At 42.9% G+C, this 14,974-nt stretch carries 7 protein-coding genes; all 7 read left to right on the top strand.

The genetic code is table 11. The features are described from left to right. Nucleotides 1-390 precede the first annotated feature (390 nt). From E4661_RS00785 to E4661_RS00755, 7 genes are read left to right on the top strand one after another with little or no spacing between them, the layout of a single operon-like run. Nucleotides 391-1,866 carry a hypothetical protein gene (locus E4661_RS00785; protein ID WP_136464906.1) on the top strand — a complete coding sequence of 492 codons (1,476 nt, stop codon included), beginning with the start codon at nucleotides 391-393 and terminating at the stop codon, nucleotides 1,864-1,866. A gap of 3 nt (nucleotides 1,867-1,869) precedes the next feature. After that, the gene (locus tag E4661_RS00780; protein ID WP_136464905.1) at nucleotides 1,870-2,415 is read left to right on the top strand and encodes an OmpH/Skp family outer membrane protein; all 546 of its coding nucleotides are present in this window, start codon (nucleotides 1,870-1,872) and stop codon (nucleotides 2,413-2,415) included. Next, nucleotides 2,396-3,025, top strand: coding sequence for a hypothetical protein (locus E4661_RS00775; protein ID WP_136464904.1), 630 nt, complete (start codon nucleotides 2,396-2,398; stop codon nucleotides 3,023-3,025). Before E4661_RS00780 ends, E4661_RS00775 begins: the two co-directional genes overlap by 20 nt. Nucleotides 3,026-3,031: 6 nt before the next feature. Next, nucleotides 3,032-8,848: a hypothetical protein gene (locus E4661_RS00770; protein WP_136464903.1), complete on the top strand. Its 5,817-nt coding sequence runs from the start codon at nucleotides 3,032-3,034 to the stop codon at nucleotides 8,846-8,848. Further along, the gene (locus E4661_RS00765; protein WP_133067279.1) at nucleotides 8,826-9,566 is read left to right on the top strand and encodes a hypothetical protein; all 741 of its coding nucleotides are present in this window, start codon (nucleotides 8,826-8,828) and stop codon (nucleotides 9,564-9,566) included. The genes E4661_RS00770 and E4661_RS00765 overlap by 23 nt, the downstream gene beginning before the upstream one ends. A 4-nt stretch (nucleotides 9,567-9,570) precedes the next feature. Then, a complete protein-coding gene (locus tag E4661_RS00760) occupies nucleotides 9,571-14,562 on the top strand; it encodes a hypothetical protein (protein ID WP_136464902.1) in 4,992 nt (1,663 codons plus the stop codon). A gap of 10 nt (nucleotides 14,563-14,572) precedes the next feature. Further along, on the top strand, nucleotides 14,573-14,971 hold the full coding sequence (locus E4661_RS00755) for a hypothetical protein (RefSeq protein ID WP_136464901.1): 399 nt from the start codon (nucleotides 14,573-14,575) through the stop codon (nucleotides 14,969-14,971). Nucleotides 14,972-14,974 lie beyond the last annotated feature (3 nt).

The following is a 14,974-nucleotide window of genomic DNA, read 5'->3' as shown; positions in this document are numbered from 1 at the left end:
GTTTGGATTGACTATTTCAAACTGTAGATTATTCTTACGGAATGATGGAATACCCATCACTCCCCACTCGATAAACAATTAGACGTAACCAACCAAGGGCTGGTTGTATGTCGACAAAAACTGCAATTCATCGAGCAAAAAGTATTTCGTGGGATTTTTTCAACACTTCATCGAAATCGGTTTTGTTGAAGAAAATTGGATTGGACAGATTTGTTGGGAACATTTTTAATGATCAAAACCAAACCAAAAACAATGAATCATATTAAACAAATGCATGGAATAAAATTCTTTGAACAATAACTGTTCTTTGTTTTTATTTCCATTAGAGCTGGCGTGTATCCCTCCATCGCAAACTTATTCTTTTAACATAATTACCAAACAAGACTATTGATGAATAGAGTAGTATTTCTATGCCTATTGCTAATATGTGCATTCTCAACCCAAATGCAAGCACAAAGGAACGGCCGTTTGGATACCGACGGCGACGGTGTAATTGACAAAAGAGATGTTGATGACGATAATGACGGAATCTTTGATCGTTACGAGAACCGGGTCAGAAAAATCCCCATGAAGAATTGGGTAAACCGTGTAAACGTTAGTGCTTGGCGCAATGATATTTTCTTTCGACGCGGAGATTTGGGGTGGAACAATTCAGTAAACTCCCAACCCTTTACTTCGTTTGGATTTATAAAGAACTATGCGGTTTCATTCAATGCGAAGGTTTCTACAAAGGCCATAGTGGGATTTGGAATCGAAGAGAATGGGATAGGCAGGGATGACGTTGATTACGGATTTTTATTTGATGGAGGCCGATTTAGCATATATGCCAACGGTTCATCTATTTCCAATGAAAAATACTATAGGTTCAACGACAAGTTCAAAATTGTATATGAACGGGATGAGCTGAAGTTCTTTAAAAATGACAGGCTCATCAAAACCATTGACGTTGGTGAAAATATAGGTTTTTATCTGGATACTTCTTTTAAAGGGGCTTATGGATATTACCGAAAGGCCATCTTTTCAAAATTCCAGATTTTTTCCTCTTTTGGCAACCGTGATCTGGATGGTGATGGCATTATCAATAGTAAGGATTTGGACAGCGATGGAGATGGATGCAACGATGTGCTGGAGGCTGGTTTTGAAGATCCTGACAATGATGGTATTCTAGGGGAAGGCGTTCCTGTGGTCAATCGATGGGGTAAAGTGATATCCTGTGATGGGTATTGGGATGTGAACGATGACTATTTGGATCCCACGACCCAACCCTGTGATACAAATGTTGAGGGTATCACTATCAATACCAAAAGCCTTCCCAGTTCAGAATTCGAGATAATTTTTGGGGACATAACGATAGATAATTTGATCAGTGGTACTGAGGAAAGCGAAGTGTTTGTTGAGACCGGTCCTGCCAATGGAGAGGACATCATACTCTTGATAAATGTTTTGGGAACTACAACAAAGGCGCCCCTGAACCTTAGAATAACTAAAAATCAAGAGCAATTTCAAATCGAGGTATTCCAAAATGGCGTTTGGCTTTTGTTGAGTGAAGAGTTTTATACTATTAGCGGGGATACCATATCCTTTACGACTGAGGGTTCTGATACTATTTCCCCATTTATACTGAATCTGGTGAACGGAGTGGAATACGACCGATTGAACCCCTTGGAATTCAAACTTGTGGAAGTGTTGAGTGTGGAAGGGGGCAATCTGGAAATCTCCGGACCGGACAATTTTTCGATAAGCATTGCACCGGATATTCCCAATAACAATTTTGTATGGGATGGAACACAAGCGCAGCCTGGACTGTACAAGTTCAAGATTCGGATACAAGAGAAAATATTCAACGGACAATTCCTGATACTTTGAGACATGAAAGAAAAGATACTATTTAGCGTGGCCGGAGCTCTGGCCATAATAGCAATTTGGCTCCTATTTAGCTTCTCAAAAACAGATGGTAATGTCGTCGTGGTTGATTCACAAAGGGTTTTGGAAGAATATCAAGGCTTTTTGGAAGCTAAGGACTCTTATGAGGTAAAGATCAATGACCTGAACAAAAGTTTTAATGAAAAACGGAAAGTGTTCGAATCCAAGACCAAGGAGTATGAAATTTTGGAAAGCTCACTATCTGGTACCGAGAAGTCAAAAAAACGAGCCGATCTGGCCGTTATGCAGCAAGAATTAATGAAGCTCGGTACTGCCATAGAAGGTCAAACAACCGAGGAGGAGTCCAAGTTGTTGGAAGGTGTGTATAACAAGATCAATGATTTCGTCCAACGCTATGGCAAGAAAAAAGGCTATGCCGCCATACTGGGCGCCAATGGGCAAGGAAATGTAATGTATGTGGATGGAAAAATTGACATAACCCAAGAAGTGATCAACGCATTAAATAAGGAATATGTCGAAGGGGTTCAGTAAAATTCTTATGGTCATGACTATTGGAGCTTTAGCGTTCAGTAGTTGCACCAGGTCAATCGGCTCGGAAACAGCTTTTTTGAAATGGCTTGACAATCCAAAAAATGGACTGGTAAAAAAGGCATCTGCCAATGGTTTTTCATTCTCCTTAAAATTCCTGCCCTCTGAATATGTGGCTTATACCGAATTGAAAAAGGGAAATGATGAAAAGGGTTGGAACGAGTTGTTGCACGATTTTGAAAGTTCGATGTCCATATTGTTTTCCATAGAACATGATATGCACGGTATCGATGCCACTAATTACGATGTCCAGAACATGGCCGCTTATAAGGAGCGCATCAACGAACTGAACTTTGACCTAAAGCAGCACCTTTTTATCAAAGGGTCAGAAGGGAAAAAAATAAGGCCGGTACTTACAACTTTTGAGAATAACTATGAGATAGGAGGCAAAAAAACTTTCTATGTGGTATTTCCGAAAACCGATGAGGAGCAATGGAAAACAGAATCCCTAGATATTGTTTTTGACGACCCTTTTTTGGATACGGGCATTAGCCATTTTGTGTTCAAAAAACAACATATAGACCAAATACCCACACTTGAATTTATAAACTGATACGATATGATCTCTATCTGCAGAAAACACATTAAGGCAGCGGCATATGTACTATTGTTCGATATGGCTTTGACCATAGTGGTACCTTCCACAAATGCGATATATGCTTTGACCTCAGGTCCGACCACACCGGAATTCACAAGCTTTGAACCAGTGGCGACGACCAATTTGGTGGATCCATTATCTGGGAATTTCACCTATAATCTTCCAGTGATTCAAGTTCCCGGTCCGGATGGCGGGGGCTATGCCATGTCCCTTTCCTATCACAGTGGTACCTCGCCGGAAGAAGAGGCCTCTTGGGTAGGCCATGGTTGGACGTTGAACCCAGGTGCTATTAACAGAAATGTAAGGGGATTGCCCGATGAGTACAATGATACTCCCATCGATGTGTATAACAAGACTCGGCCTAATTGGACTTTAAGTGGATCTGAAAAATTAAATCTTGAGGTTTTTAGTAAATCGCAAAAAGCAGAAGCTGGTTTGAAAGGCCAAGATCCAGTATCCGGAACAGGTTTAGGGGCAGTCAACCTTAGCAAGTTTGTCCGGTTTAATAATTATCAAGGGGTAGCAAAAACTTCATCAATAGGGCTTTCCAATGGTTATGGTAGTCTTTCGATGAACCGTTCCGTAACAGGGATTACCTTTAGTGCAACGGTAAATCCATTGGCGATATTTAGAGAACCAGCAGAAATAAAAGAAAAAGGGTTAAAAACAAATAAGGATAAAGGCTTTTTTAGATTTAATAAAAACGCTTTAAAGTTTGATAAAAATGCTCAAGCATCAACGCTAAACGCAGGGCAGAATACCATATTGGGGACATTAAGTCCTTTTAGAACCTTTACCGATCAGGGTGTTACGACCTCACTATCCAAATTACGTGGATACAATTTCAATGTAAGTTTCGGGGCGCAGGTCAATCCCGCAGTGGCCCCCATTGGTATTGAAGGTGGACTAACAGGGACCTTTGGATTGACTGTAACCAAAGAAAAAGAATCCGTGCCAACTTATGGATATTTAAATACACCTTCCGGTATTGGCAACTATCGGTCCGATTATTTTACGGAAAAAGCACAGTCCTTTGATCGTAGGGACTACTTTATCGGAATTCCATTTTCAACCCCCGATAACTATATGTTGACCGGGGAAGGGCTTTCCGGTGGTTTCCGACCCTATCGAAAAAGTGTGGGGCACTATTTCCCTGAAATGATTGACGGGGATGAGAACAAACGTCGGACCTATGGGATAGGTATTGAAGGGATGTTCGGGACCAATATCGGTGTAGGGGTAAATTTGGCCTTTGGCAATACCAAGTCAAAAATCAAGGATTGGGCTAGGGATGGCAATACCAACGCAGGTGGCTTTTCATTCAACGATTCAGCCAATGATAATTTATATCGTTTCTACGGCGATATGGGAGGTAAGATGGCGTATGGCAATAATGACTTGGCCAAAGCGGATTTGACCGCTTCACCAAATTTTCCCGGCATCACAACGGTATTTCCAACCTTAACATCGGAACAGATTACAGATTTGGATGAAACCCAAGCAAAACATGCCTCGTATATCGAAAAGGAGAGTTCTGGTTTCAGTATCCATAACGAGGCGGGCTTGAAATATACCTATGATGTGGATATGAAAGTCAAAAATACGGCCAACCTCTCCATAGATGTAAATGACAATGACAATATTGAAGAGAACTATCTCGCATTCAAGCAATTGTTTTTGGATAACAATTTTGATGTGGACCAGTGCCTTCACAACGTGGTCGTGGGCGATGTTAAAAAAGAAGGCTATGCCGCTACCTCGCTTCTGACCAGTATAACCACTTCAGATTATATTGATTTGGGAGCCTCTGGGCCTGATGAAGGGGATTTTGGGGGATGGACCAAGTTTGAATATCACAAAAAGTATGGAGATGCAAATGACGAGGGTAATTCAAATTGGTATCGATGGAGAATTCCCTACAATGGATTGTTCTATTCAAAAAATTCAATTTCGGATATTAAGGATGATACGGGTTTTGTGACCACTGGTGAAAAGGAAATCTATTTGTTGAAAAAGGTGGAGACCAAGACCCATGTGGCCTACTTTGTGACCAACAAATCTACCCCAGACCGTTTTGGTGTGGACGGATCAAATGATCAGGCCCGTTTTTTACAGGGTACCGGTGCGGATCGGTTTGATGGGTTGGCTGCTTCCGTTCTTACCACTGAAGATCCATCGGCCAATAGTGCAAGTGCTAAAAATACTGTTGATCAATTGGAGTACCTTGAAAAAGTGGTGTTGTTTGCCAAGGATAGACCAGAAATCCCTTTGCAGACGACAAACTTCAAGTATGATTATTCTTTGGTGGGAAACCTTCCGAATAATACCAATGGCAATTTTCCCAACAGCTCGACAACCGGGAATAGCGGCAAGCTGACCTTAAGAAAAGTATGGTCTGAGTTCGAAGGCGTCGTGGGAGCCCGTATCAGTTCGTATAAATTTGATTACCGTTACAAGGACAGAGCGGATTATCCCGATTATCTGGTTTCGGAACGACCAGAACTGGCCAGTTTCTTTTCATTGAGTGATCGTTATTCGGTCAATGCGCAAAACCCGGATTATGGCCCACATTTACTCGATGCCTGGGGTGCCAACCAATACAATGGTAGGGAAAGGCATTTGAACTTGATCAAATGGCCCTATCAAGGTGAAATCCCGGATAATGCTTTTGATCCGGCTGCATGGCAGTTGAAACAGGTGACCCTGCCATCGGGAGGACAAATTTTGGTGGAATACGAGAGCAAGGATTATTCCTATGTACAGGACCGCAATGTGATGGCCTTGGTGAAACTTTCGGATACCAATGACAATTATGATGCTCCGACCTATACCCTTGATTTGACGGACATAGGGTATGATCCTGTGGAAGATGCCGATAAGATTCAAGACCTCCATCAATATTTAAGAACATACTTTTTGGAAGAATATGATGATACGGCGATACCGGTAAATGGAGGGTTGGCCAATATATTGGGCAAGGATTTGGGCAATCTCAAAGTGGACAAGCGGATATACTTCAAATTATTGTACGCACTTGAGGGAACTTTTGCTGGTATTGAAAATTGCAAATCAGAATATGTTACCGGTTATGCCAAAGTGTTGGATGTACAGTATGATTCTGGCAATAACCAGATAGCCATCCAATTGGACGGTTCCAATGACGGGAAAAACTTGGTGGGGGTTGGTCTTTTTGACGACCCTGTGGAAGATCAAGGGTATCGTCTGACGCCCAGACAGGCTTGTTATGATTACTATACCACACAGCGATGGGGGAAATTCACTGCTGGCTGTGAATCAAATATAGAGCGAAGATATGAACGGCGTATCAATGAATTGGCGGGTTGTGAAGGCCCATTGGTCAATAATATTGGAGAAGCTGTTGCCATTGCGGAGTTTACCGTTGCAGGTATCGGAGTCGTTTCTGGGCTATCGGTGAATTCTAGATATCCTGAGAAATCGGAGGTATGTATGGCGCTCAACCCGGAACTGTCCTATTTGAAAATACCCATTAACAAAGCCAAACGTGGCGATGGCATCCGTGTCAAAAGGGTTCTGATGTTCGATAAGGGAATTGAGGATGGGGATGCCGCCATCTATGGTCAAGAGTACACCTATGAATTGGAAGATGGCCGTAGCAGTGGTGTTGCCACCAACGAACCCAATGAGATGCGTGAGGAAAATGCCCTTGTTGGCTTTTTGCCCAAGGACGATCAATCCTGGTTGAACCGCTTGATTTCTGGGAAGGACATGGAACAATCGGAAGGGCCCATAGGGGAATCCCTACTTCCTTCCCCTTCTGTAAAGCATGCTCGAGTAGTGGTCGAAAATATCCATAAAGGGAGGACAGGGTCTGGTTATACGGTCTATGAATTCTTTACCTGCAGGGATTATCCCTTTGACAAACTATATGATTATTCCCAAAATGGTAATGGGGCTGCCGATCAATTTGATATAGGGGCCGCACAACCAGCTAGAGGGGTTGACTATTCCGTGCTTCAGGACAATAGTTACGATGATAAACTTCGTATTCCAACACCTAACTTTAGTTATAGTGTTGATAAGGCATGGGCCTCCCAGGGATTTCGATTCATTATGAATTCCATGGATGGAAAGCCCAAATCGGTACGGACCTATGGCGGGGATTATACCATGGGGAATACCAGCTATATTTCCTCAGGACAGGATTTTTACTACTACGAACCTGGAGAGAAGGTTCCCATGATGCAGGGGGATGGCACCTATTATTGGGATACCCCGGGAAAGGAAATGGATATTACCATGGAGAAATTCCAGTTACAGAACCAAAACTTGGATTTCAATTTTGAAATCGATGTCAGTGTTGGTCTGGTATTTCCACCGCCCATATTTGTGTCCGGATGGTTACAGTTCAGTTTTAGTGAACAAAAACTGAGCAAATATGCCATATCCAAGGTCATCAAATATCCCGCAATCCAAAAAAAGGTGGTTTCCTATAGTGACAATATTGCGTCCGAAACAGAACATCTGGCTTTCGATAATGCTACGGGAAGACCTTTGTTGACCAGGACCTTTGATGCGTATCACAACATCCCTCTGGCGGGAACGACGGATGTGCATGATGGATCGATCTACAGTTTGAACCTTCCTGCGCATTGGAACTATGCGCAGATGGGTAGAAAATCCGAAAATTCCAATTATACCAACCAATTGTTGGCAAGTTCAGGACAGGTAGTGACCTATGGTTCGGGGGCCAACCCATTGAACCCCACGAATGGGGATGTAGGTACTTGGGACATCAAGACCGATAGGGTCATCTCGTCCGGAGCCAACACATTCAATACGTTGGCTGGAATCACTACTTGGATGGATGGCAACATCAATGCCATTTATAATTCTGCCGGGGCGACCCCTGAATTGGAAAGGATATGGCGTCTGCACCAGAGTTATGTGTACAAGGGCGAGACCAAAAAATCCTCCAATAGGGATACCCAGTTGGGTAAGATATATGAAGGTGGAGTACTTGAGGACTATACTCTTTTTGACTATACCATAGGGGCCAATCAAGACGAACGCTGGGTAAAACTGAGCGAGGTCACCAAATATTCGCCAAATGGCAATGCTTTGGAAGAACAAGATGTCCTAGGGGTTTACAGTGCATCAAAATTTGGATATGATTTTACACAACCCATAATGATCGGGCAAAATGCACGATATGATGAAATTTATTTTGAGCACTTTGAGGACAAGCAAGGGAGCAGTATTCCCAATATAGCCCAAGGTGTGGCCCATTCAGGCAGGTATTCCCAAGAAATTACATCTGGTGCCTCCATTGTTTCCAATGTGATTGCACAGGATTTGTTGAGCACCACAGGTGGATGGCTCAAGTTTTGGACGAGGTCCCAAGATGTATTGGACAGCCCGATTATTACCGTACTTGGAACAGATTACAGTCCAGAATTGGTAGCCAAGACAGGGGAGTGGACACTTTATAGGGTCTTTATCGATGCAGCATCACTGCCTCTTGGGCAACAAGTGAACATGATATTGAGCTTTGGCAACCCTATTGCCCATATCGATGATATCAAATTCAATCCAAAAGAATCACAAACGACCTGTTTTGTTTATGATGTGAAGTCTTTGCGGTTGATTACCCTTTTCGATGACCAGCATTTTGGTCTGTATTATCAATACAACAATGAAGGCCAGTTGGTAAGAAAACTCATTGAAACGGAAAGAGGATTGAAAACCATTACAGAAACCCAATACAATACACCCCGTGAAAACCGCAATAATCTTTAGGATACAAATCGTCATTTTAGCATTGTTTCCCATAATGGGATGGAGCCATGGCCCCAGCTGTAATGTCATGGACTGCAAGGAAAAACTAATGTCCTATTTGAATAGGATGGAATCCATGAGCGCCCCAAAAAATGGGCAGGTTTACCATGTGAGGTACAGCATGGAAACTAAGTTCAGCTCGAATAGCGGGGTGGAGTCCAAAACAACGGATACCGAGGTGTTCACAACGGCCAACAAAATAGCTGTCTATGATAGCAACATGAGTGTCTTTGGGGACGAAAAAGACATCTTTGTGGTACTTCCGGAACATGGAAAAATCTATTGGAACAATTCAGACCCAAGGATTTTCAATGATATCAATACGTACAGGAAATTTCTTGAAATACAACGCACTTTATTGGATTCGGCCGAAACTGTTGATTGCGTTCATAAAGACAATGGACTGACATTGATAACCGTGATTCCGAACGCAGATTTTGCCAAACGGACAAAGTTGGTGCAACAAAAGATCACATATGATCCAAAAAAGGATAAGATCGTCAGTGTTGAGAACGGCTACAATGGCCAAAGCAAGATCAAAAAGCAGCGGATTACCTATGAAAAAATGGACTTTGACAGTCCAAAAGAAATTATTTCCCCGGTTGCGGCCCTGTTCAAAGGACACCAGCTAAAACCTGCCTATAAAGGATTTGAAATCATCGATAACAGAAAAAATTGACACTATGCGGATACAGAACTTTTTTGCCAAGCTAATAGCAATAGGCTGTTTTATCGCCACACAGCATATACAAGCCCAGGAATTGGGAGTTCGATCGGATCATACGATGATAGCGGTCCCTTCCAGTGGAAATACGACAACAGGAAGCTTGAATTTCACGACCCCGTGCTCTGATTTTTATGTGAAGGGTGGAAAAACATGGGTCAAGATCGATTTGGGACAACAATATGGTTTTGGTAGCGGAACTGCTGGACTGCTCTTCGATATCAACGTCAATCTCGATTTAACCTTGGTCACTTCAGGAGGCACCAATCCGACCATTAATTTTGATGTAAACTTGGATAACCAAAACCCGGAAGGGTTGGTTTATTTGGATTTGGAGCAGTATCTGGATCGTACAAATCCAGCTACGGGACTTTCCTATTTGTCCGAATCGATAAGCAGTGTCACTGCGACCATAAATTCTGCCTCAGATGGTCTAGGAACCATTGATGTACAGGCCAATATGGGGATTGGACTTTACTATGAATTGAGTTATGGCATCGATGTAGCCAATAATGTAGTGAATTTGGTATCCAATACCGTAACGCCAAACGGCAAGGTGGTTTCCTTTGAATGGACGGATACCTGCGAAGCTCCCAATTACGAATTTCAATTGCTCCGTCTGTTCAATAAGGACGAGACCTTGGTTTCCGATGAGCGACAAATTGGAACAACAGTGGATTGGAGCAAGGCATTGAACTTTCATACGTTTAGTTCCAGTAACCAAATTTCCCTTACCATTGGTGAGGGGCAGGGGTTCTATGTGTGGCGGGTGCGTCCCATAGGTACTTTCTATGACAATGGATCAGGGAACAACAAGAACTGGGGAGTATGGAACACATCTGCCTATGACGCGGGCAGTTATGAATTCAACGACCCAACAGGGACTGTGGAAGCTTTCTTTTTTGAGGACCCCGATGACAATACCAATTACCAGTATAGTAGGGTGTTTACAGAAGGAAACAAGGTAAGTGAGCAAGCAACCTATGCCACTACCCTGAACCAAGTAAAACAAACCCAGCGCTACTTTCCCTCAAAGGATTATAAAATTGTGTCGCAAACAGTTTTGGACCATTCGGGCAGGCCGACTTTGACAACATTGCCCGTTCCCATAGAAGGGGAACGTATTGATAGGTACAGGAACAATTTTGTTACTACAAACGGTGAGCTTTACCGGGCCAAGCATTTTGATGAGGTATCCAATTATGGACAGCCATCCACCATTGATGCAACGGGTGCCTTTGCGTATTATTCAAGCTTGAACACGGATAAACGGATACCAAATTCAGAAGGATACCCCTATACAAGGGTCATTTTTAGCAATGATGGTACAGACAGGGTCGTTGAACAATCCGGAGTGGGCAAGACCCATATGTTGGGCGATCAAGCCATTGGACAGGGACGTACGGTAAGAACTTTGTATGGCACTCCGACCGAAGAGGAATTGGTGGCACTTTTTGGAGATGAGGCCCCAGATCCCGAACAAGTGGCCAAGGTCATTACGATTGATCCAAACAACACCAAATCCGTAGCTTATATCACCAAGGAAGGGAATACGATCGCTACAGGACTGACTTTCAGTGAGGATGACACTGTGTTGGATAAGATCACTACAGGTCCCACTGTTTCCGGGATAAATGATAAAATCACAAATAATACGGCAACGGAAAAAGGTTTCAAGGCTTCCAAGCGAATTACCATTCTGCAGGATGCCACGGATTTGAACATCGGTTATACGATTGACAAACCAGTTTTGGAGGGACTCTGCAATAACCTTGAAATTGATGTGGATTATAAACTTCACATACAAATATTCAATGCGGACACTGGTACAATGGTTCAAGAATTTACAGAAGAGAGCATTGGCGATCTATCCACTGACCCTACGAACCAAAAGATCATAGTGGATTTTGGATCCGTCAATTTGGACACAGGAACGTATTATGTGCAAAAGACCTTGGAACCTGTGGATGACTTTACGGCAAAATTGGTGGCCAATCAAGAGAACACCAAGAAACTTATCGAACCTTATTTTGCATGGTTGGTCAGTGCTCTGGACGAAATTGATTGTGAAGAGGAGATGCAGTACCTGTACAACGATATTTTCTTCTATGGACAGATACTCGCCAACCAGAATTTGGTAGCCAGTTTGGATACCGACAATATTTTGAATTTTGACTGCACAGATTGTTCAACCATAGCCTATCAATTCAAAAGAAAGGACAGCGCTGATCTTGAAGCCACAGATGAATTTTTAGATTTTTACGAACAGAATCCCGGACTGTATGGCGTAGAGATTATTTATTTTGATGGGAACAATCTGGTGCCCATTGATTATGCCCAGACATCTAGTCTAGGGGATATCAAACCCATCGAAGTACGGTTTACGACGCCCTGCTGTGAGTTTAATATCCCTATAGTATTTACGCCTCCATTTAGAAAACCCTCGCCTGAAGCATTGGAGGCCTATACGGCCGATGCAACGGCAGTTGGTCAACTGAATGGTTCGACCAACTATTTTGATACACCATCAAATGCGATCAATCCCAACAACGAATTTTTAACGGATACTGCCTCGAATTTCACCTATCAGGACAACGGAAGTGGAAGCATCACGATTACCAATAGGAATGCTTATCCCATGGATTTTGAAGGCTATGCCATTTCCATGCTGTATGAATGCAAGACATTGACGGATACTAACTATACCAGAAACATGGCAGCCGATGAAATTTACAACGCCATGCGGGGCTGGCACAGGCCTGGATTATTGAACCAAATGGTCTACCATATGGCTACCGACGATTATGGTGCAAATGGATGTGCGAATAGAGCCGATGGATCGGATCCCAATGACCCACCAACATTTGTTGGTGGTACGCCCAATCCCAATATTGGAAAGTATAATATTTGCGATATTCCCGAAGCTCCTGTCCGTTTGAACGGCGCACAATATTCTGTCAATGAATTGGCGGAATGTTGGGAGCCATTGGTCATTGAATTGGTGAACAAAATTTGCGTTAATCCATACACTGCGGATATCGATCAGGATAGCAACGTGGCCAATAATGTGGATGATCAGAATAAAGATGCGGTCAATGATGCCGTAAAAAATATAAAGAGTTGGATTATCCGTTGGATTTCAAGGGGCAAGATCAAGCGGAAATTACGCAAAAAAAATGCCAGCACCACGGATGATATCAGGGACGAAGTGGAGAAATTGGACAATAACTTGGTCAAGACCTTTTTGGATTGTACAGGCTATGTCTTTGCCGATATTTTGGATCCGGATACACCCTCCAACAATTTTGCGGAATTTGATAATGATTTTGACACGGACATCAATGATGGGGAATACAATAAGGAGCGTCTTTTAAATGGAGGCAATGGTGCTGATTGGGCATTTTTCTCCATTGATCAAAACGTTGCGGCTGGAACCTATGTACAACCACCATCAGACCCGGCGATAGAGACAACAGGAATTTTAAGGGATATCTTTCCCAATATCCAAGATCCCGTATATGCCTTCAAGTACTATGCATATAAGAACGGAACCTTTCCAAGCTTGGAAGTGGAGACCTGTTATCGGGATCCCAATATTTGTTTTGACGAAAATGGGAACCCTATCCCTTGTTGTGGCGGGACGCTACAAGATCCCGTACCCTGTAACTTCTGTGGGATAGGGTATATCACTTGCCCGTACGATAAAAGTAGTTGGAGTTGTGACCAACGGTTCACCTTTTACGATATGATCAAAAACTATGATGAAGTATTGACTCCTGACGGTGTGGTCATCAGTTGCGAAAACTACTATGAGGCTACCGAATATGTTGTCAACCCTGATTTTGAAAAACTATTGGATGAAGATGGTGGAAATACAGGGGATTTTGTACTGCAGTATTTGAATCCGGACATACCGTTGGATGCCTTTGTGGATTTGCCATATCTATCTCGAGACCTGATCGATACGTATGTTTCCAATAAGACATTTGAACAATTGCAATCGGAAGGCGGACCTGTGGAAATGAATGATATCAATGGGGATGCCCAGACTACTGGGGTAAGTATCATTGAAAATGATGCTTATGCCATGATGGAGGAATGTAGCTCTAATTGTGACCAACGTAGGGATGAGTTTCGAGAAGAACTTATACGGGCATTTTCTGATCGTTGTTATGAGATTGGGGAATGTAAGATTGACCCCAATGATAACATTATCCCCTATGAGGACATTGAATTGATGGTCGATCAGATTGTGGCCCAATGTAAATCACAGTGTACCATAAGCTCCTTTGCATGTTCTGATGAACCTTGTCGTTTACCTACCAAATCTCCTTTGGAATTTGGTGGCAGTCCTGAGGCCAGCAATGATTTCAATACCTCCTATATTGATTTTGGGGTAAGTGGTCCGATTGTCACTGGCATATCCAATCGTGAGAACCAGACCCTTAGGGTCATCGATACCAACTCGGCGACCATTGTGGATACGGGGGAGGGCGCTTTGGTACAGAACGTATCGGCCACAGGGGCCTTTGAAAAGTACGATTATGGTTCCGATCCTTCCATATGGGACGTCCGTCGATCATTGACCTATGCCGAATTTACACGTTGGACACAGGCCATGGAATGGGACATTGTCCTGGATATACCTAGCAAATGTGATGAATTTGGGAACTACAATGTGTCATTGACCTATGATTCCAATGGTCTTCCCATTGAACCTGTGTACCTGTTCAATGAAGAAACAGGACTGTATGATATACAACAAAGTTTTTCCATTGCACCCAGTCCATATGTGACCAAGGACAATCCGACAGGGCCAGGTGACACTTTTGTGGAACGAGATCAGTACATAAAGAACAATACAACACCTGCTTCGCCCAATGATCCTGCATTGAACGAACCGGTAAACTCACCAGCAGTGGGTATAAAAGTAGAAATAGATAACAACTAACCGTATGACCATGAAAAAAACAATAGCCACCATTATTCTTTTGATTGCTTTCATAGGGGTTTCCCATGCACAGGAAGGCACATTGTTCGATTATCAGATCCAAAAACTGGACTCTGTGAATTATGAAATGCAGTTTCAGTTGTTCAATACGGCCAATGTCCAGTTCATAGAGATCAAATTCTTGGAAAAGGGCAATGAACTGGCAATGAACGTCGCTTCCCTCAACCAGAAAAAGGACGGAAAGTTCTACCTGTCCTGTGATGGGGATGAAAAAATGGTGTCCCCGGGAGAGATGACAATGAACTTTACCCATGATTTTGGGATGCTCCAAGAGCATTCGGTGATGGTAAGGTTGCTGGACAAAGATTTTAACCTGATTGACTCCTACCAAAAGGTCATTGAATACTAAAAA

This window comes from Flagellimonas onchidii (assembly GCF_004804315.1).
Classification (GTDB): domain Bacteria; phylum Bacteroidota; class Bacteroidia; order Flavobacteriales; family Flavobacteriaceae; genus Flagellimonas; species Flagellimonas onchidii.
Note: the sequence above shows the minus strand (reverse complement) of the source record. Positions and strands in the feature narration are given on the sequence as shown.